Raw genomic sequence first — 20,114 nt, forward strand, 5'->3', positions numbered from 1 at the left:
ATCCTTTGTTCAATTGAGTTGCTTATCTGTATTGCCGTTTTTTTGTATCCGACCTGTGATGATGCTCAACTTCTGTGTGCCAGCCACTATCATATTGTTATGGCGCAACTGGCACAGGATGCTACTGACTCATATTGCTGACTACTGACTACCTCATACTGCTATTTATGACATAAAGATGTCAGTCTTGTACATACCAGATTGTTTTCGTTTGTACATATTGTTGTAAAGCTTCCAATCCTTTATCACGACCACCGAAACCAGATTGTTTAAAACCGCCAAAAGGTGTGGTGATATCGCCTTCAGAAAAACCATTAATCGATACCGTACCTGCACGAATGGCGCGGCTCACACGATGAGCAGTTTTAATACTTTCGGTATACATAGAAGCTGCCAAACCGTAAGCGGTCTTGTTGGCCAAAGCAATCGCTTCTTGTTCGGTTTCAAATGTGGTCACTGCCAAAATAGGACCGAAAACTTCTTGTTGGAACAAAATCATGTCAGAAGTGACATTGTCAAAAATCGTTGGTTCCACATACCAACCACTGCCCACATCGCTGTGGATTTTGCCGCCATGCACAACCACGCCACCTTCTTGCAAGGTCGTTTCAATGAAACTTTTGACTTTATTAAAATGCGCCTCTTCCACCATAGGGCCAATAACCACGCTCTCATCACGTGGATCGCCCAATTTCCAAGCAGCCAAACCTGTTTTCAATTTCTCAAGCAAAGCCTCTTTTACAGCGGCCTGTACAATCAAACGCGAGCCACAAGAACAGTTTTCAGACATATTCCAAAACGCTGCATTCAAGATGTGTGGCACTGCTGCGTCCAAATCGGCATCGGCAAACACCACTTGTGGACTCTTGCCACCGAGCTCCAGCACAATTTCTTTCAAATTGCTTTCGGCAGAATATTTCAAGAAATAACGACCCACTTCAGTAGAACCTGTAAAAGACACCATGTCTACATCAGCATGGCGACCCAAAGCCTCACCCACTTTTTCACCCAAGCCACACACCAAGCTCAAAGCGCCTTTAGGCACGCCCGCTTCGTATGCCAACTCTACCAAACGGTAAGCCGATAACGATGTCAATTCAGCCGGTTTCACAATCACCGAATTGCCCGTTACCAAAGCAGGCGCCACTTTCCACGCAAACATTTGTGCAGGGAAATTCCATGGCAACACCACACCCACCACACCAATGGCTTCTTCTATCACCAAACCCAAAGCATCTTTGCCTGTAGGCGCGACTTTACCGAAGACCTTATCAACCGCTTCTGCGTACCAATAAAATGTTTCAATCGTCGCTGGCAAATCGGTATTCAAACATTCGGTAATCGGCTTGCCCGCATCGATACAATCGAGTGCCGCCAATTCTTCGATGTTCTCTTGCATCAAATCCGCCCAACGCAACATCACCGCTTTGCGCTCGGCAGGCGATAAATCTGACCATTCGCCGTTTTCAAACGTCGCACGCGCCACTGTGACAGCCGCATCCACATCCGCTGCTTCGCCATCAGCAATGTAACCAATGACAGAATTGTCAATCGGGGTGCGGTTCTCCAGTTTCAGGCCGCTTGATGTATGTCCATCAATCCAATGGCCTGCCCACAATTGTCCTGCTTGCGCTTGATCAAACACAGTTTGAATGGCATTTTGAGTTTCGCTCATGTATGGCTCCTTAAGCTTGCGCCAATAAGTTTAAAAACTCAGTTTTATCAGCTTCGCCCAAGTTTGCCAACGGCGTGCGCACACCACCAACCGCAATCGTGCCTTTGACACAGCCCAATTTCGCTTTTTGGTTGTAGTCGCCAGACTCCATAGAATGAATCACAGGGTAAATTTGGCTCATCAACTTTTTCGCCTCATCCCAGTTACCGGCTTGAGTGGCGTTGTAAATCGCCACTTGTTCAGCAGGGAACACGTTCGCCGCACCGGCAATCCATGCACCTGCGCCCCAGAAGAAATAATCCACAGGTTGGTCGTCACAACCGCACACCACGGTAAAATCATCCCAGTTCGCTTGCAACATGCTCAACGCGCGGCTAAAGTCGCCACTGCTTTCTTTGATGCCGACAATTTTCGGGTGTTTGGCCAACTGCTCAACCGTTTCAAACTCAATGCTGATGCCTGTGCGCGCTGGAAAGTTGTACATCACAATCGGCAAATCCGTTGCTTCTGCGACTTGATTGAAGTGGGCAATCACGCCTTCTTGGCTAGGCAAGCTGTATGGCGGCGGCGCCAACATCAAGCTTTCGTACCCCAACTCTTGCGCACGTTGGGCTTTTTTGGCTGAACCTTCGGTCGACAAATCGTTCACGCCCGCCATCAACGCCACTTTGCCTTTGGCAATTTCAGCCACGGTTGACAACACCAATTCGCGCTCTTCATCGCTGAATGTGTAATATTCGCCTGTCGTACCGCACACCACCAAACCATGCACGCCCGCATCAATCAAGGTTTGGGTCAAGGTTTTCAAAGTAGCCACATCAATTTGGTTGTTTGCATCAAACGGTGTCACCATCGGCACATAAATTCCACGAATACTCATCTTGCTTTCCTTTTTACTTTTCAATGTGTGTTGCTTTTAAAAACGATTCAAACGGTAAGGATGCAAATCCAAAATCGGCTTTTGAGCTTGCATCAAATTTTGCATCAATTGCGCGGTGATGGCCGCATGGGTCAAGCCCAAATGTTGGTGACCAAACGCCAAAAAAATGCTGCCAAAACGGTCAATCACAGGCAAAGAATCCACAATAGTCGGTCTGAAGCCCATCCATTCAGTCGCATCTTGGGCATTCAATGTGGTTTTGAGCATCGGATTGGCCAATTGCAACAATTTGCGTGCGCGTTCCATATTCGGAGCGGCCTGTAAACCTGCGTATTCCACCGTGCCTGCCAAACGCAAACCTGTATCCATCGGTGTCATGATGAAACGTCGATCGGCACTGGAAATGGGAATGCTCAAACGGTTTTTTTCTTGCGGCAACATGTAGTGATAACCGCGCTCAGTGTCCAATGGCACGTTCACGCCCGTGATTTTTTCACCAAATCTTTGGCATGTGCACCCATTGCAATCACCACTTTTTGGGCTTCAAAGGTTTTTTGTGCACTGACAATCTGTGTTTGGGTCGGCGAAACAGGCTGGATGTCGATGACTTCGCAATCTTCCATCACTTGTCCGCCATCTGCCAAAAATGCCTCTTTCAACGCCACCATCATTGCTGACAAATCGCTGACATGTCCTGTTTGTGGAAACAACAAGCCACCGATTTGATTGTTGGCCAATGCAGGTGCAGCGTCCTGTAAAGCATTGGCATGCAAATATTGGTTTTGCACACCCAAAGCATTCAATTTTTGACCATGTTCTTGCAAAGCGGCAGCGGTTTTTTCTTGCTCACACACGAGCAAAGAGCCATTGACGTGCACCCATTTTTGCAAACCAAAATCTTGTACCATCTCGCTCCAAGCAGCCAAACTGACGCTGTTCATGCGCTTGATGGTTTCATGAATTTGCAAAAAGTTTTCAGGCCGCATGTTGAGCACCAAACGGCTCATCCATGGCAATAATTTCGGCAAATAGCGCCAATCCACACGCAAAGGTCCCAATGGATCGAGCAACATTTTCGGCAAATGCTTGAAAATAGACGGGTCTGCAACGGGATACACTTGTTCGGTCGCCAAGTGTCCTGCATTGCCAAAAGAGGCGCCCGAACCTATTTTCTTGGCATCCATCAGCGTCACGCTCATGCCATCTCGTTGCAAACGCGCGGCAATACTCAAACCGATGATGCCACCACCGACGACAACCACAGTCGGTTTCATACACTGATGCCCCAAGCAAATGGGTCTTGCTCATCAATAATCGCAACGGTTTCAGCGCAAACATACGCAGTACCGCGAATGGTTGGGATGATGTGTTGTTCATCCAAGCGGCGATATGAAGCGGTAAATGTGCTGCCAACGACACTTGCTTGCGTCCATAAAACCCCTTCTGCCAGTTTGCCATCTGCTGCCAAACACGCCAATTTGGCGCTGGTGCCTGTGCCGCAAGGCGAACGGTCGTATTGCATACCAGGACACAAGACAAAACTTTGGCTGTCGGCAAAATCACAATTTTGGAACAACTCAATGTGATCAATGTCGCCTTCATTCGCGCCTGTGATATTTTGTGCAATCAAAGCTTGGCGTATGCGGCCTGTAATGTCAGTCAATTGAGGTTCATTTTCCAAATTGATGTCAACAAAATGTTGGTTGACCAAGAAAAACCAATTGCCGCCCCACGCAATGTCGCCAACAACCGTACCCAAACCTTCTACTTCGACCGCCACATCTTTTTGATGGCGATAAGCAGGTACGTTGTCGATGCTCACCGAGCCATCTTCATGCAAGGTACACGTCACATCACCTACTGGCGTTTCCACCAAATGCACGCCTGCTTGAATTTTGCCTTGGTACGCGAGCGACGCCATCAAACCGATGGTACCGTGACCGCACATGTTCAAATAGCCTGCGTTATTGAAAAAAATCACGCCCGCACAAGCATCGGGATTCACAGGCTCACACAATAAAGCACCCACCAACACATCATTACCACGCGGCTCTAACAAAACGGCTTTGCGATAATCGTCATGCTGATTTTTCAAAACATCCAAACGCTCGGCCATAGAACCATTTCCCAAATCAGGAAAGCCTGCGTATACCATGCGGGTTGGTTCGCCGCCGGTGTGTGAGTCGATGATGTGGATGCGTTGGTAACGGTCTGACATGGTGTTTTAGTCCTATTAATTTTGCATAAGATTGCCGTAATAAAGCAGTCATGTCTTGATGAGTTTGGGCAAATTGCTGCCGAAAAGCGCATAATGGGCTATGCTATGATTTTCCATCACGATAAGGCAGATGACACAATGAGCAATGAGCATGACCGAATCGATTGGCAAGCATGGGGACAGCAATGGCTACAAGCACGACCTGAAAGCCTTGAGGATTTACTCAAACACTTGTATATGGTTTTGCCTTTAATCAACGCCTTAGACCGCGTGGTCTTTTTTATCAAAGACACCGAAGCGCGTTATGTTTTGGTCAACCAAAGTTTAGTACAACGCCTAGGACATGCCCAAACCACGACTATTTTGGGTCTGACTTGTGTCGAAACTTTTGTTATTAACCATGGCAAATCGTATTTGGAACAAGACCGCCAAGTCTTGCAAGAAGGCATACGCATCACCGAAAAATTAGAGTTGCATGTGCATCACAACGGCGATTTGGGTTGGTGTTTGACTTACAAATACCCTATTTTTGACACTCAAAACCGCATCATTGGTTTGATGGGCATGTCGGTGGATTTGGCTTCCAATGAGTTGAACGAAACCAAAACCAACTTGCGTTTGGGTAAAATTGAGCAATACATACGCGAACATTTAAGCGAAGAATTGCGCATTCAAACCTTGGCACAATTGGTCAATATGAGCGTGTCACAGCTAGAACGGCGCTTGAAAAAAAATTTCCACATGACACCCAAGCAATTGATACAAAAAATTCGCCTCGAGCAAGCCATACAATTGCTGCAAAACGAACACGCCATTGCCGACATCGCCCAAGCATGCGGCTATACCGATCACAGCGCCTTCACGCGCCAATTCAAGCAAATGACGGGTGTATCCCCGAGCCAATTCAAACAATCTTTGCCCAATAAAAAACGCGGTACTTCTTGACCCTCCCCAATCAAAACAGGACGCTTTTTAAGCGTCCTGTAAACTGGTATGCCGATTAAACAAGCGGTTTGCGTACGGGTTTAAGCCACAATTTGCGTCCCAACACACCAAACAACAACAAAGCCAATACCGCCAATACACTGCCCACATAACCCACCATAGGCAAGCCCAAATGCATGATGACTTGTCCGCCTATCAAAGCGCCGCCACCGATGCCCAAATTGTAAACGCCCGAGAACATCGCAATGCCAATATCGGATGCATCCGATGCCACTTCCAACACTTTGTTTTGCAACACCATCGCCAAAATCGTGATCGCCACACCCCAAGCCAAAGCCAAAGTGAGCATGCCCACCAAATTCAAACTGAGCGTGTGCAGCAATAACAAACACAGCAACAATACCGCCATCGGCATGATGAGCAAACGTGTTGGATGTGCATCCGATGTGCGTGCAAAAATGATGCCGCCCACAATTCCCGCCATGCCAATGACAAACAAAGTCGCCACAATCGCCGTTTCACCCAAGCCGCCCACTTCGCCCAAAAACGGCGTGATATAAGTATAAGCAGTAAAGTGTGCGCCAATGACCAAAGCGAGCGTGGCGTAGACATACAACAATTGCGGGCGTTTGAGCAAGCTTGGCAACACTTTGATGCTGCCTGAAACCGTGCTTGGAATGCGTGGCAATACCGATAACAAAAGCAACAAAATGCACAAAGCCAACACGCCTATCACGCCAAACGTGGTGCGCCAACCAACCGCTTGCCCCAAAATCGTGCCCAGTGGCACGCCCAACACCGTCGCCAAAGACGAGCCTGTGATGATGAAACTCAAAGCCTTGGCACGTTTGCCCTCAGGCGCCAAACGCACTGCCATCGGAATGGTGATGGCCCAAAACACCGCATGCGCACCCGCAATGCCCAATCGTGCCACCAACAGCGCTTCAAAACTCCAAGCAAAAGCCGCCAAAACATGGCTCAAAATAAACAACACAAACAAACAAGCGAGCAAACCGCGCCGCTCAAAGCGTGCCGTCATCATCGTAAATGGCAACGAAAACAACGTCACCGCCCACGCATACACTGTCATAATCAAACCTGTATGCGCCACTTGCATGTCAAAACTGGCTGCAATATTGGGCAACAAGCCCACAGGGACAAATTCGGTGGTGTTAAAGATAAAAGCGGCAATGGACAAAGCCACCACCGCCAACCAAGAATGTTCAGGACGCTGTTGCGCCCGCGAGAATAAAGCCATGATGATTTACAATATGCCGCAACACCACATATGAAAATGTGGTCAGACATCTTTTCAAAGGAATAAACCATGATTGTACTGCAAATAGACTTTCCAAGCAGCGGCCCTTTTGGCACACAAATGACCGAAGCATTCACGGCTTTGGCGCAAGACATTCAGCAAGAAGCGGGTTTGATTTGGAAAATTTGGACTGAAAACGAAGAAGAACACACAGCAGGCGGGATTTATTTGTTCAACGATGAAGCTTTGGCGCGCCAATATTTGGACAAACACACCGCGCGTTTACAGTCGTTTGGCATTCAAGACATACGCAGCAAAGTGTTCACAGTCAATGAAGCGCTGTCAGCCATCAATGGTTTTTCATTGGCTTGATGATTTAAGAGCTTTGAATGTGAGAAATAAAATGTTTACAGGACGCTTGTGACTGAAATAAGCGTCCTGTAAACATTCATAATCAATCATATGGCTTCAAATAAATCTTCACTTCCTGCAAATTTTCATCACTATGATTAAGAGCTCTTTGTCGTAAATCCTCACTTATGGCAAAAACTGTTGAGAAAATTGCTGAGCGCGTTAATTGCATCAAATTTAACAAATTTTCTTCAAATTCATTTAACTTAACCCAAATAGCATCCGTGTCAAAATAAATGCTGTTAGGCGCATATCCTCCATTCTCGGTCAAAAATAACAAATCGTGCTCTAATTTATTACGCCACTTTTTGTAAAAGTGAAATTGTCCCTTTTCTTGGTTGGATAAATCATTAATGATGCTGCGCAGCGCAATCAAAGCAAAATTGTCTTTAGATTCAAGAATGTCTCTATTGCCATCCCAAAAAGTTGTAAAATAAGTCTTGTTTGATACTTTCAAATCAAAATAACGACAAAGAATGATGGCCAATTTGTCTAAAATGGAAAAATTCAAACGAAAACAGGTTCGTAATTTTTCTACATTTAAATTAATCACTTCTGCCTCAGGCAAACTCGTGAAACCCGTTTCAAAATCATGTTGTTTTGATTCATCATGCACAGCCTCATAATACAAAACACGCATCAATGAAAACTCAGATTTAATCCGATTCAAATATTGTTCAAATTTTAAAATATCAAATCTTGCTATAGGATTGTTTGACACAATCATCAAATTATCACGCTCTGTTGCCACGCAAGAACAATACAAAGCATGAACGTTTAAAGTCAGGTTTTGTTTCAAACACCACTGACGAAACGGTGTCATTTGCTCAAAATCGGCTTTATCTTGCTCAATCTGCGCCTCAACTTCATCAAAAGATATTTGTTTTTTTAACCATGTAATTTGACTTAAAAGATTGTCTTTATATTCAGACCATTCTGGTCTTTGTTTTGAATGATAAATTTGCTCATAATTTTTGATAACCTCATACACCAATTTGTCTGTACCGTGCTGCCAAAATTTAGCAATGCTTTCAAGGCACATGGCACGCCCCATACAAGCTTCAATCCAAATGGCAGTTTGATTAATATGAGTATCATAAAATCTCATTGCTTCTGAAAAACGGTATTGTTGTTTTAGAAGATTGGCCAAATTAATGGTATTTTGAGCAAATAAAAATGGTTCCGTATTAGCACCAATGCTAACAGCTGCTTGCCAATACAAATTTTTGATTTCATTGTATTGGTGTATGTTTGTCATACCAATACTTTCACCTCGATTTTCTAACTTCACCAAATCAAATTTGGCATTCGCTAAAAAATAATAATAAGTACCTTTTGAATACGCTAAAAATTCATCCTGATTCATTTGTAAAAGTAAGATGGCTTGTTCTATGGTTTGAGGGCATTGTAAATAAATGCCAATATCAATCAATTGGCCTATCAACTGTATATAATATTGACATAAATCTGAATAGATTAAAGACGCTTCTACTTTAACTAATGCTTGTTGGCATTGTTGCAAAGCCTCTTGGAAACTACCTTGTTGAATAAACGATTCAATAATATGAATATCAGAACTGCCAATGGGATGATTCATAAAGCATCTCTTAATATCTTAATTAGATCAACTTACAGGACGCTTTAAGCGTCCTGTAAACATGTCCTACCCAAATAAAAACCTCAAAACAAGCTTATTGAGCCTGTTGCGGTATCAACAAAGTGCGGTTGCCGTTGTGTTCGGGCGCGGACAACACGCCTGCCGCCTCCATTTGCTCAACCAAACGCGCGGCGCGGTTGTAGCCGATGCGCAATTGGCGTTGCACGGCTGAAATCGAAGTTTTGCCACTGGTTGCGACAAAATGCACCGCTTGGTCATACAATGGGTCTTCTTCGGCAGCACGCGCATTGCCACCATCTGCACCGCTGCTGTCATCAATGCCACCATGCGTGAGCAAGTCTTCGACATAATCAGGCTCGCCAAACTGCTTCAAATATTCCACCACATTGTGCACTTCATCGTCCGCCACAAACGCGCCATGCACGCGACGTGGATAGCCTGTGCCCGGTGGCAAGAACAACATATCGCCTTGACCGAGCAAATTCTCTGCACCCATTTGGTCTAAAATGGTGCGCGAATCGATTTTACTCGATACTTGAAACGCAATGCGCGTTGGAATGTTGGCTTTAATCAAACCAGTAATCACATCCACCGATGGTCGTTGCGTTGCCAAAATCAAATGTATGCCTGCCGCGCGCGCTTTTTGCGCCAAACGCGCAATCAATTCTTCAATTTTTTTGCCTGCTGTCATCATCAAGTCGGCAAATTCATCCACCACCACGACAATGAACGGCAATTTTTCCAATAATTCTGGCGTTTCAGGCGTGAGGCTAAATGGATTGGCAAGGCGCTGACCTTTGGCTTGTGCCTCGACAATTTTTTGGTTGTAACCTGCCACATTGCGCACACCCAAATGGCTCATCAAACGGTAGCGTTTTTCCATTTCATTCACACACCAATTGAGCGCATTGGCAGCGAGTTTCATGTCCGTGACCACAGGTGCGAGCAGATGTGGAATGCCTTCGTATACCGACAACTCCAACATTTTCGGATCAATCATAATCATGCGCACTTCTTCAGGCGTGGCTTTGTACAGCAATGACAAAATCATTGCGTTTACGCCCACAGACTTGCCTGAACCTGTCGTGCCTGCCACAAGCAAATGCGGTGCTTTGGCCAAATCAGTCACCACAGGATTGCCCGATATGTCTTGACCCAAAACCAAAGTCAATTTGGACTTGGATTCTTGAAACGCCACCGATTGCAAAACAGAAGACAGGCGAATGATTTGGCGTTTTGGGTTCGGCAATTCCAAACCCATGCACGTTTTACCCGGAATGGTTTCAACCACACGAATCGATGCAAAGCCAAGCGAGCGCGCCAAGTCTTTTTCCAAATTCACCACTTGCGAACCACGCACACCTGTTGCAGGTTCAATTTCATAACGGGTGATGACGGGACCTGCATAAGCATCGGTCACTGTGACATTGACTTTGAACTCAGCCAATTTTTCTTCGATGATGATGCCATTGTTCAGCAAAATTTCTTCATTCGGACGCAAGGCACTGTCGTCTATCGCAGGTTGAAGCAATCCGACACTAGGCAATAATTCATTTGCATCGTCCCAAACAATTGGCGCCACCGTTTTTTTAGATGGCAATACAGCAGAATCAACAACGGTTTTAGAAGAACGCACCACTTGATTGGCGACATCCACACGGTTTGCCAGTGCCGCCACTGCTTTTTCTGTCACCGTATGAACTGGCGCAACAACAGGCATCAATACATTGGCGGAGGCAAATTGGGCTGACGCCTCCACAGGCAACGTCGTGTCTATAGCGGCCTGTAACACAGGCACCAACACCGATTCAGACGCAGCCGCTTGCGATGGCATAACAGGTACCACATTGACGGAGACAGGCTCCGTAGGCGCATTGGCATCGGTTTCAGATGTTTGCAATTCAGGGTGTGAAAATGGGGTAAAACGGGTGGATATCGGCTGCACAGGAACAGAAGTACTGGCTTGTGGTTTCACTTTAAAACCATGCTCACCACCCACACGCGAAGTCGGTGGAATCACACTGTCACGCACCAATGGGCGTGGTTTTACAGGACGCTGTTGGCGATTGACTGGTGAATCGGTCTTTGCCAAATTCGCCAATACTTCTTCTTCAGCAATCACACTGTTAGACAACAAACCTGCTACTGCCACATCATTGGCACCACGACGGCGTGCCATGCGTTGACGCAATAAATTGGCACGAATATCATCATCGGCAATCATCGCTTGTGTGCGCCCTTCAACCATCGCATTCAACAATGCAGTATCCGAAGCCGCACGACCTGGACGCACGCTAGAGGTCATGGTTTCATTGGCCTGTACAGTTTGCAAACCTTCTTCGGTTAAAACAATGGTTTGCAAGCTTGGGGCAGATTTGGGCGTGACTTTTTTCACCACCGCATTAGGGAATTCAATCACCTCATGCGTCATTTTTTCTACTTTAAGCTTAGGCACATAAGTGTGCTCAGGCAAATGAATGGTTTCCAAACGGCTTTTGTCCACGCTCACTTTAGCAACTTTTTGAGCACGCGCTTGTAAAATATTTTGGTGTTGTTGAATTTCGTCTAAACCTATGGTTTGCAATGGCATTGTGATGGCTTGTTTTTCAGCTTCTTTAGGTATGAATTCAATGACTTCCAACTCAGGAGCAGGCGCAATTTTTTGCTCGGCTTTGATAGACTGAATCACATGTTCTACTGCCTCAGCCTCAATGGTTTCTGCCGCAAGCACAACAGGCACAGCCTCTTCCTTGATTGCACGAATCACATGCGCCACATCATTTTCTTCAATGATATTTTGATGAGGAATAAACTCAGGTTCAAATACATGCGGCTGTATACGTTGGCGCTCACGCAAACGCTCACGGCGGGCATTGATTTCCTCTAAAGTGATTTCTTGGCGCATATTGTCCTCAGTCTCATCTGACCAACGATCCCAATTTTCTTCGTGGGACATGAAGGCATCGTCATATTGCAAACCCGACTCATCCATTTGCATGGCTTTAAATACCATTTCATTCAAATCTGATACTTCAATCACATTTGTGCGCTGAGCGGCTGAATGAATGGTTGTATTTTGTTTGTTGGCGTCTGGTAATGTTGCTATCGCGTTAGGTATCTCTGTTTCAGTCGGCATCCACAACGGATAAGCAGCCAAATCTTTTGCATCTGGCTCATCATCCATCCCTGTCTCTGCCAATACAACAGCTTGTACAGGTGGCACCGACGTTGTTGTCTCAGCGGTCACCACTTTTTCAGATTTTTGATGTTTGGCAGCTTGTTTGACGCTGCTGAACCAATCTTGCCCACGCTGCAAAGACACAGAACTGGTTTCTCGCAAACTGTCTTGTACTTTGTGTTGTAAATTCTTCCACTTCACATCGGTATTTTTTTCTGGCTCTGGCGTGGTCAACAATTCATCATTGAATGCCATATTGATATTAACCGATGATGTGGCAAATTGACTTGGAATATCTTGGGTTTCAGGACGCTTGTGTGGTGTGGATACCAATTCTGAATTCAAATCCATCCCATCATCAACTATCGGAGATACTAATGGCTCGTCTTTTTCATGACGCTTTAAATATAGGTATTCCATCTTCCATTCTGCACGCTTTTTCGCTTCGCGCTTATAGAACCATATAATGCTTACCACCAATATCAATGCAAGAATCCAGATCATATTATTTTGTGAAGATTTGTTTGTATCCGTAAAGTGAGCTTATTGTACCTGTTTTCAGGACGCTTGCTACAAAAAAGCCCCATCCGAAGATGGGGCTTGATGCAAATCATTTATTCAATGATTAAATCTCAACTTTAGCAGCAACCGTTTCGTATTTTTCAATTTGATTGAAATTCATGTAACGGTAAACTTCTGCGCCTTTTTCGTTGATGATGGCCACATTTTGATGGTATTCCTCAACGCTTGGCAAGTGACCCAATTTAGATGCAATCGCAGCCAATTCAGCCGAGCTCAAATACACGTAAGTGTTTTTGCCCAAACGGTTCGGGAAGTTACGAGTAGAAGTAGACACCACAGTCGCACCTTCGCGCACTTGTGCTTGGTTACCCATACACAATGAGCAACCTGGCATTTCCATACGCGCGCCAGCACGACCTAAGATGCCGTAGTAACCTTCGTCAGACAATTGCTCTGCGTCCATTTTGGTAGGAGGCGCAACCCACAAGCGTACTGGAATGTCCGCTTTGCCTTCTAACAATTTACCTGCAGCACGGAAGTGACCGATGTTGGTCATGCAAGAACCGATGAACACTTCATCAATCTTAGTGCCAGCGACTTCAGACAATACTTTCACATCATCTGGGTCGTTAGGGCAAGCCAAGATAGGCTCTTTGATGTCGTCCATGTTGATTTCGATAACAGCTGCGTATTCAGCATCAGCATCGGCTTCCAACAAGTTAGGATTCGCCAACCATTTTTCCATGCTTTCAATACGACGCGCCAAAGTGCGGGCATCTTCGTAACCGTCAGCAATCATGTTTTTCATCAATACGATGTTAGATTGCATGTATTCAATGATCGGTTCTGGGTTCAATTTAACCGTACAACCTGCAGCAGAACGCTCAGCAGAAGCATCGGTCAATTCAAACGCTTGCTCTACTTTCAAATCAGGCAAACCTTCAATTTCCAACACGCGGCCAGAGAAGATGTTTTTCTTACCAGCTTTGGCAACAGTCAACAAGCCCGCTTTAATAGCGTACAAAGGAATCGCGTTCACCATATCACGCAAAGTGATACCAGGTTGCAAGTTACCAGAGAAGCGTACCAATACCGATTCAGGCATGTCCAAAGGCATCACGCCAGTGGCAGCAGCAAATGCTACCAAGCCAGAGCCTGCTGGGAATGAAATACCGATAGGGAAACGAGTGTGCGAGTCGCCACCAGTACCTACTGTGTCAGGCATCAACAAACGGTTCAACCAAGAGTGAATCACGCCATCGCCTGGACGCAAAGACACACCGCCACGAGTTGAAATGAACTCAGGCAATTCTTTGTGGGTTTTCACGTCAACTGGTTTTGGATACGCTGCAGTGTGACAGAATGATTGCATCACCAAGTCAGCAGAGAAGCCCAAGCAAGCCAAGTCTTTCAATTCATCACGAGTCATAGGACCTGTGGTGTCTTGAGAACCAACAGTGGTCATTTTAGGTTCACAGTAAGTACCCGGACGCACGCCTTGGTTTTCTGGCAAACCACATGCGCGACCAACCATTTTTTGAGCCAAAGTGAAGCCAGCAGAAGTTTCCGCAGGTGCTTGTGGTAAACGGAATGCATCTGATGCAGGCAAGCCCAAAGCTTCGCGTGCTTTACCAGTCAAACCACGACCGATAATCAAGTTAATACGACCACCAGCTTGAACTTCGTCCAACAACACTTGTGATTTCAATTCGAAATTAGCGATGGTTTCGCCTTCTTTAACGATTTTGCCTTCGTATGGATAGATATCAACCACATCACCCATGTTCAAGTTAGACACGTCTACTTCGATAGGCAATGCGCCAGAGTCTTCTTGGGTATTGAAGAAAATCGGTGCAATTTTGCCACCCAAACACACGCCACCGAAGCGTTTGTTAGGTACAAATGGAATGTCTTGACCTGTGTACCAAATCACAGAGTTGGTTGCAGATTTGCGGCTAGAGCCTGTACCCACAACGTCACCAACATAAGCCACCAAATTGCCTTTGGCAGTCAATTCCTCCAACAATTTTACAGGACCCACAGAACCTGCTTGGTCAGGCGTGATGCCATCGCGTGGGTTTTTCAACATGGCCAACGCATGCAATGGAATATCAGGACGGCTCCAAGCATCAGGGGCTGGAGACAAATCGTCAGTATTGGTTTCGCCAGTCACTTTGAATACAGTGATGGTGATTTTTTCTTCTACTTTAGGACGTGAAGTGAACCACTCAGCATTGGCCCAAGATTCAATCACTTCTTTGGCATAAGCATTGCCATTGTCCATTTTAACTTTTACGTCATGGAACGCATCAAACATCAACAAAGTGTGTTTCAAGCCTTCAGCAGCAGTCGCTGCCAGTTGGTCGTCGTCCAATAATTCAACCAAAGCTGAAATATTGTAACCGCCCAACATCGTACCCAATAATTTGGTTGCCAATTGCGCATTGACCAATGGACTTGCCACTGAGCCTTCAGCCACAGCAGCCAAGAAAGAGGCTTTAACTTTAGCAGCATCATCCACGCCAGGCGGCACACGGTGGGTCAACAAATCCACCAAAAACTCACCTTCACCTTCAGGTGGATTTTTCAACAACTCAACCAAGTCAGCAGTTTGAGCAGCTGTCAATGGCAAAGGTACGATTCCTAAAGAGGCGCGCTCTGCCACATGGGCACGGTAACTATCCAAGAAAGACATTGATGTTTCCTTTTGTTTAAATATAAACGGTTCTTATTCGTATTCTATGCTGTTGCAAAACAACATGTAGATTTTAAATCAAATTCGGTCTGTATGAAACTGCTTTTATCACAATCATTTTGATTATAGATTTATTCAATCTAAACAAGAATCAGTTACATCTAATAAAATCTTTTTAGAATCCTAAAAAATTAAGACAGTTAATTAATTTTTCTCACAATACTATAGCTATCTTGCATATTGTTAAAGGATATCAACCCTCTAAAAGTATTTATTTTTATTTACATTTTCATTCCATATGATTAAAATTTTATAAATTACTCTATTTTTTGATCTCAATATGTGTGAACACCATGAATTCAAACCAACTAATGTGGCAACAATCTGAAAATGTTGCACAAATTTACAAGTTACTGAGCAACCCACACCGCTTGATGATCTTATGTGTTTTACTAGAACATCAAGAATTGTGTGTGGGTCAATTGAATCGTTATATTGATTTAAATGCGTCACCCTTATCGCAGCATTTGAAAATTTTACGTGATGAAGGTTTAGTTAGCCCACGCAAACAAGGACAAACCGTTTTTTATCATGTTTCAGATCCTATGATTTCACAGTTAATTACTTTCAGTAAGCAACTGTATTGCACCGATGCGACTGTTTAAAATATTGCTTTAAAAAAAACTAAAACACGCCCTCAAGCTTATTCATTGTTTCTAAAAAATCCAATTCGCGACAATTTCACACGTTTTGATTGCCAAACTTCACAATAAAGATGACAATCTCAGGTTGAATTTTGATGTTCTTGTCGCATTTTTAATCATTTTGTAGTTGTACGCATTTCTTTAGGATGACCGTTTCATGCAAAAATTATTTGCCTCTTTGATGACAGTTTCTGTATCAGCCATGTTATTGAGCGCTTGTGGTGGCAATAGCAACCAAACCGCAGCTCCTACTACACCTGCTGCTTCTGGCACACAAGCTGCCAGTGCTCCTGCAGCCGCTTTGCCAAGCAAAATCGTAGTAGGCTTGGATGACAACTTCCCTCCTATGGGCTTTCGTGATGACAAAAACGAATTGGTTGGTTTTGACATTGATATGGCTCGTGCTGCAGGCGCAAAAATGGGCATTGAGATGGAATTCAAACCGATTGATTGGTCTGCCAAAGAATCTGAATTGAAATCCAAACGCATCGACATGTTGTGGAACGGTTTGACCATCACCGAAGAGCGCAAACAAAATATTTTGTTCTCTAAGCCTTACATGGAAAACCATCAAATCATCGTGGTTGCAGCGGGCTCTCCAATCAAAGTCAAAACCGATTTGAATGGTAAAGTCGTCGGCGTACAGGACGGAAGCAGTGCGGTTCCAGCGATTGAGGCCGATGCCGTTGCCAAATCATTCAAAGAATTGAAAAAATATGGCGACAACGTGACCGCTTTGATGGATTTGGGCGTGAAACGCATTGATGCGGTGGTAGTCGACGAAGTGGTAGGTCGTTATTATGTGGCTAAAAAACCAACTGAATACGTGGTTTTGGAAGACAACTTTGGCACTGAAGAATATGGCGTAGGCATGCGTTTAGAAGATGCAGCCTTGCAAGCGAAATTGCAAGAGGCTTTGGATAATATGAAAGCCGACGGTACTTCTGCTAAAATTGCCAACCAATGGTTTGGTAAAAACATCGTGAAATAAGCACGATACTGCGTTTGTAACACCTTACAACGCTGTCTGAAATATCATTCAGACAGCGTTGTCTTTTGTTGAAAACGTACCGATTTTAAGTTTGGAAACACACATGGATTATTTATTACAAATGCTACCGCCCATGTGGGAAGGGGCTCAAGTCACGCTAAAACTGTTCGTGATTACCTTGATGCTCTCTGTCCCTTTGGGTTTGATTTTGGCATTAATGCGCTTGTCAAAATACAAAATACTAGATGTACTGGTCAATGGCTATATTTGGCTGATGCGTGGCACACCTTTGATGCTGCAAATGCTGTTCATCTATTTTGCCTTGCCATCAGTGGGCATCTTGCTGCCTGATTTTACTGCGGCAGTGGTGGCATTTGCTTTGAATTATGCTGCTTATTTTGCCGAGATTTTCCGTGGTGGTATTTTGGCCATCGGCAAAGGTCAATACGAAGCGGCCAAAACTTTGGGTATGTCTTACCCCCAAACCATGCGCCGCATTGTGTTACCGCAAATGTGGAAAAAAATTCTCCCGCCTTTGTCCAACGAAACCATTACCTTAGTCAAAGACACTTCTTTGGTTTACATCTTGGCATTGAATGATTTGTTGCGTGCCACACGCAATATTGTGCAACGCGATTTCAACGTGACCCCGTTTATCACTGCTGCTGCCTTTTACCTCATCATGACTTTGATTTTGACTTGGATGTTCCAATACATGGAGAAACGCTATGCCGTCTACGAAGACTGATTGGATGATTGACGCTCAGCACATCCGCAAATCTTACGGTTCATTGGAAGTGTTAAAAGATGTGAGTTTACAGGTCGCTAAAAGCGAAGTGGTGGCGATTATTGGTTCGTCTGGCTCGGGCAAATCTACCTTGCTACGCTGCTTAAACCATTTGGAAGTCATCAATGGCGGCAGCATTGCCATTGAAGGTTTGACGATGGTGGCATCTGATGCCCAAGGCAACGCTCAATACAAATCAGACCAAGAAGTCAAAACCATTTGTGCACAAATGGGCATGGTGTTCCAACAATTCAACTTATTCCCGCACATGACTGTGATTCAAAACATCATCGAAGCGCCGATGACAGTCAAAAAAATGCGCAAAGAAGACATTTTGCCTTTAGCGCACGAATTGCTTGCCAAAGTCGGCTTGGCTGAAAAACACGATTTTTACCCATCGCAATTGTCTGGTGGTCAAAAACAACGTGTGGCCATTGCCCGTGCGTTGGCGATGCAGCCTGACATCATGTTGTTTGATGAGCCAACTTCGGCACTGGATCCAGAACTCACTGGTGAAGTACTCAAAACCATGCAGCAATTGGCCGAAGACAATATGACCATGGTCGTGGTGACGCATGAAATGGGTTTTGCGCGTGAAGTGGCAGATACAGTGTGCTTTATGGATGGCGGTGTGATGTTGGAAGTGGGCGAAGCCAAAGCTTTTTTTGACAAGCCCAAGCATCCACGTACACAAGCTTTTTTAAGCAATATGTTGAAATAAATATTGCTTTGACTGACCCACATGACAAGCGTCCTGTAAATGATTACAGGACGCTTGTCATGTGGGTCATGATATTTTAATCATCAAGAGATATATTTCATATCACAATCGCATCACTGCCAGTGATTCATTCCAGCCGCCGTTCAAGCTTGAAAACTTTACCTAAAACAACATGCTCAGTCATAATTTGGTTTATGCTAAGGCATTCAGAAAATAATTTTAACCAAGGACAATGACAATATGGGCAGTCGTGATTATTATTTTCAAATATTGGTTGTCAATCGACAAGGCTATATCAATGAGTTAAAAGAAATTTTTGAGAACAAATTAGACATTCACGAAATGGATTCTGAGCAGCAAACCAATTATCTGCACATTGCTTTGCAAAATGCCACGCAAACCACGCCACCTATTGAAACGATACAATTTTATTTAGACCACCACTTAGATGTCAATTTACAAGATATCGTTGGCAACACACCTTTGCATTATGCGCTTGTTCACGGCAATATTGCATGCGCTTTATTGCTCTTAAAAGCAGGTGCCAATCCCAACTTGGTCAATCAAGAGGGGTTTTGCCCTTTGAGCATGTTGCAAGAAATCAATCATTTAGATTCGCGTTTAACATTATTACAGGCCATGTTAGCCCAAGGTGGCGATGTCACTGCCAAAGCACCCAATGCATTGAGCATTGCCGCATCTTACGCCTTTAAAACCCAAACAGACCCATCGTTTGAAGCAGTGGTCGCTGCGATAGAGCAACACACACAAACCATCATGCCAGCTGCTCACACAACGCCCAGCACAACCACACCGATCATGGCGGCCACCGTTGCCAATTTGGCAAGCACTTCTGCGGCAGTAGCTCCGACCAAACCCACCACCTTGCCTAGCCAAATCGAAAGCGAAATTCATTTTCGCGTACAAGAAAATATCTTGGTTTCTACCGATATCGTCCAACACATTATGGCGCAATTTCATTTAGATGAAACGGTGTTAACTCTGGTTCAAAATACGGTGCGTGAGCAAAGACAAGCTTTGATTGCGGCTCAAAAAAAATGGCCAAGCATGACCGATTGTGAAAAATTATTATTGGCATTTTATGCTTTGTTCAAGCAAGGCATCATTGCCTTGCCTGCCGCTTGCACCAATACCGATGGCAGCCATGCCCAAATTCACGCCTTTCAAACCCGTTATCAAGGTGACAAGACGTTTCAAGGATTTTGTTTTTTTAGCTCAGAAGACATACGCCATGTTTTAGCGCACCGTGAATTGCCATTGACGCTTGGCACCATTGCGTCACCCTCTCACGACTCAAGCACGCAGAGTATTAGCAAAATCATTGCCGAGCAATTGAAAGCACAAGGTCTGCATGTTTCTCAAGACAAACATGCCAACCAAACCATCACCATCAAAGATTTCACTTGGCGCAATCGCAGTGATTTTCATGTTTTTAAAACCAAATATCTGATCTAGTTTGCAAACAAAACAAGCGTCCTGTAAAGCTTACA

The 20,114-nt window shown here is 44.8% G+C and carries 14 protein-coding genes and 1 pseudogene; 7 read left to right on the forward strand and 8 right to left on the reverse strand.

Features of this window, described 5'->3' with window-relative positions; genetic code table 11:
• Nucleotides 1-181: 181 nt before the first annotated feature.
• From ADP71_RS07255 to ADP71_RS07270, 4 genes and pseudogenes are all read right to left on the reverse strand, one after another.
• Nucleotides 182-1,675 (reverse strand): aldehyde dehydrogenase, encoded by a 1,494-nt coding sequence (locus ADP71_RS07255; RefSeq protein WP_171461040.1) that lies wholly within the window; start codon nt 1,673-1,675, stop codon nt 182-184.
• A 10-nt stretch (nt 1,676-1,685) separates the two neighbouring features.
• On the reverse strand, nt 1,686-2,555 hold the full coding sequence (dapA, locus tag ADP71_RS07260; protein WP_104931892.1) for a 4-hydroxy-tetrahydrodipicolinate synthase: 870 nt from the start codon (nt 2,553-2,555) through the stop codon (nt 1,686-1,688).
• 36 nt (nt 2,556-2,591) lie between these two features.
• Nucleotides 2,592-3,829: pseudogene (locus ADP71_RS13205) on the reverse strand (NAD(P)/FAD-dependent oxidoreductase).
• Nucleotides 3,826-4,773: a 4-hydroxyproline epimerase gene (locus ADP71_RS07270; protein WP_019957633.1), complete on the reverse strand. Its 948-nt coding sequence runs from the start codon at nt 4,771-4,773 to the stop codon at nt 3,826-3,828. Before ADP71_RS07270 ends, ADP71_RS13205 begins: the two are co-directional and overlap by 4 nt.
• A 138-nt stretch (nt 4,774-4,911) precedes the next feature.
• Between ADP71_RS07270 and ADP71_RS07275 the strand changes: the two genes are divergently transcribed.
• Nucleotides 4,912-5,718, forward strand: coding sequence for an AraC family transcriptional regulator (locus ADP71_RS07275; RefSeq protein ID WP_169708860.1), 807 nt, complete (start codon nt 4,912-4,914; stop codon nt 5,716-5,718).
• Nucleotides 5,719-5,773: 55 nt separating this feature from the next.
• Here ADP71_RS07275 and ADP71_RS07280 read toward each other — a convergent pair whose 3' ends face one another.
• Entirely contained in the window at nt 5,774-6,976 is a 1,203-nt protein-coding gene (locus ADP71_RS07280; RefSeq protein ID WP_104931895.1) for a sugar transporter, read from the reverse strand.
• 69 nt (nt 6,977-7,045) lie between these two features.
• On the opposite strand from ADP71_RS07280, the gene ADP71_RS07285 reads away from it, so the two are divergent.
• Nucleotides 7,046-7,348 carry a monooxygenase gene (locus ADP71_RS07285; protein WP_019957630.1) on the forward strand — a complete coding sequence of 101 codons (303 nt, stop codon included), beginning with the start codon at nt 7,046-7,048 and terminating at the stop codon, nt 7,346-7,348.
• An 82-nt stretch (nt 7,349-7,430) separates the two neighbouring features.
• Here ADP71_RS07285 and ADP71_RS07290 read toward each other — a convergent pair whose 3' ends face one another.
• The 3 genes from ADP71_RS07290 to acnB form a co-directional block, all read right to left on the reverse strand.
• Complete coding sequence (locus ADP71_RS07290) at nt 7,431-8,984, reverse strand: LA2681 family HEPN domain-containing protein (protein ID WP_019957629.1); 1,554 nt, start codon at nt 8,982-8,984, stop codon at nt 7,431-7,433.
• 94 nt (nt 8,985-9,078) lie between these two features.
• A complete protein-coding gene (locus ADP71_RS13020) occupies nt 9,079-12,534 on the reverse strand; it encodes a DNA translocase FtsK (RefSeq protein WP_237343002.1) in 3,456 nt (1,151 codons plus the stop codon).
• Nucleotides 12,535-12,808: 274 nt separating this feature from the next.
• The gene (gene acnB, locus ADP71_RS07300; protein ID WP_171461041.1) at nt 12,809-15,400 is read right to left on the reverse strand and encodes a bifunctional aconitate hydratase 2/2-methylisocitrate dehydratase; all 2,592 of its coding nucleotides are present in this window, start codon (nt 15,398-15,400) and stop codon (nt 12,809-12,811) included.
• 353 nt (nt 15,401-15,753) lie between these two features.
• Here acnB and ADP71_RS07305 point away from each other — a divergent pair, with 353 nt between their 5' ends.
• The 5 genes from ADP71_RS07305 (at nt 15,754) to ADP71_RS07325 (ending at nt 20,079) form a co-directional block, all read left to right on the forward strand.
• Nucleotides 15,754-16,065, forward strand: a complete 312-nt coding sequence (locus tag ADP71_RS07305) for an ArsR/SmtB family transcription factor (protein ID WP_104931899.1) — start codon at nt 15,754-15,756, stop codon at nt 16,063-16,065.
• A gap of 196 nt (nt 16,066-16,261) precedes the next feature.
• On the forward strand, nt 16,262-17,095 hold the full coding sequence (locus ADP71_RS07310) for an amino acid ABC transporter substrate-binding protein (protein ID WP_104931900.1): 834 nt from the start codon (nt 16,262-16,264) through the stop codon (nt 17,093-17,095).
• Nucleotides 17,096-17,198: 103 nt separating this feature from the next.
• Nucleotides 17,199-17,843 (forward strand): amino acid ABC transporter permease, encoded by a 645-nt coding sequence (locus ADP71_RS07315; protein ID WP_019957624.1) that lies wholly within the window; start codon nt 17,199-17,201, stop codon nt 17,841-17,843.
• A 4-nt stretch (nt 17,844-17,847) separates the two neighbouring features.
• Complete coding sequence (locus ADP71_RS07320; protein WP_019957623.1) at nt 17,848-18,603, forward strand: amino acid ABC transporter ATP-binding protein; 756 nt, start codon at nt 17,848-17,850, stop codon at nt 18,601-18,603.
• 240 nt (nt 18,604-18,843) lie between these two features.
• The gene (locus ADP71_RS07325) at nt 18,844-20,079 is read left to right on the forward strand and encodes an ankyrin repeat domain-containing protein (RefSeq protein WP_019957622.1); all 1,236 of its coding nucleotides are present in this window, start codon (nt 18,844-18,846) and stop codon (nt 20,077-20,079) included.
• Nucleotides 20,080-20,114 lie beyond the last annotated feature (35 nt).

Source organism: Vitreoscilla sp. C1 (assembly GCF_002951955.2).
In the GTDB taxonomy this organism is placed as follows: Bacteria; Pseudomonadota; Gammaproteobacteria; order Burkholderiales; family Neisseriaceae; genus Vitreoscilla; species Vitreoscilla stercoraria.

Coding starts and splice junctions, on each gene's coding strand:
- acnB (WP_171461041.1), bottom strand. CDS start 15,400: ATGTCTTTCTTGGATAGTTACCGTGCCCATGTGGCAGAGCGCGCCTCT.
- ADP71_RS07280 (WP_104931895.1), bottom strand. CDS start 6,976: ATGGCTTTATTCTCGCGGGCGCAACAGCGTCCTGAACATTCTTGGTTG.
- ADP71_RS07270 (WP_019957633.1), bottom strand. CDS start 4,773: ATGTCAGACCGTTACCAACGCATCCACATCATCGACTCACACACCGGC.
- ADP71_RS07315 (WP_019957624.1), top strand. CDS start 17,199: ATGGATTATTTATTACAAATGCTACCGCCCATGTGGGAAGGGGCTCAA.
- ADP71_RS07305 (WP_104931899.1), top strand. CDS start 15,754: ATGAATTCAAACCAACTAATGTGGCAACAATCTGAAAATGTTGCACAA.
- ADP71_RS13020 (WP_237343002.1), bottom strand. CDS start 12,534: ATGGATTTGAATTCAGAATTGGTATCCACACCACACAAGCGTCCTGAA.
- ADP71_RS07310 (WP_104931900.1), top strand. CDS start 16,262: ATGCAAAAATTATTTGCCTCTTTGATGACAGTTTCTGTATCAGCCATG.
- ADP71_RS07285 (WP_019957630.1), top strand. CDS start 7,046: ATGATTGTACTGCAAATAGACTTTCCAAGCAGCGGCCCTTTTGGCACA.
- ADP71_RS07325 (WP_019957622.1), top strand. CDS start 18,844: ATGGGCAGTCGTGATTATTATTTTCAAATATTGGTTGTCAATCGACAA.
- dapA (WP_104931892.1), bottom strand. CDS start 2,555: ATGAGTATTCGTGGAATTTATGTGCCGATGGTGACACCGTTTGATGCA.
- ADP71_RS07290 (WP_019957629.1), bottom strand. CDS start 8,984: ATGAATCATCCCATTGGCAGTTCTGATATTCATATTATTGAATCGTTT.
- ADP71_RS07275 (WP_169708860.1), top strand. CDS start 4,912: ATGAGCAATGAGCATGACCGAATCGATTGGCAAGCATGGGGACAGCAA.
- ADP71_RS07320 (WP_019957623.1), top strand. CDS start 17,848: ATGATTGACGCTCAGCACATCCGCAAATCTTACGGTTCATTGGAAGTG.
- ADP71_RS07255 (WP_171461040.1), bottom strand. CDS start 1,675: ATGAGCGAAACTCAAAATGCCATTCAAACTGTGTTTGATCAAGCGCAA.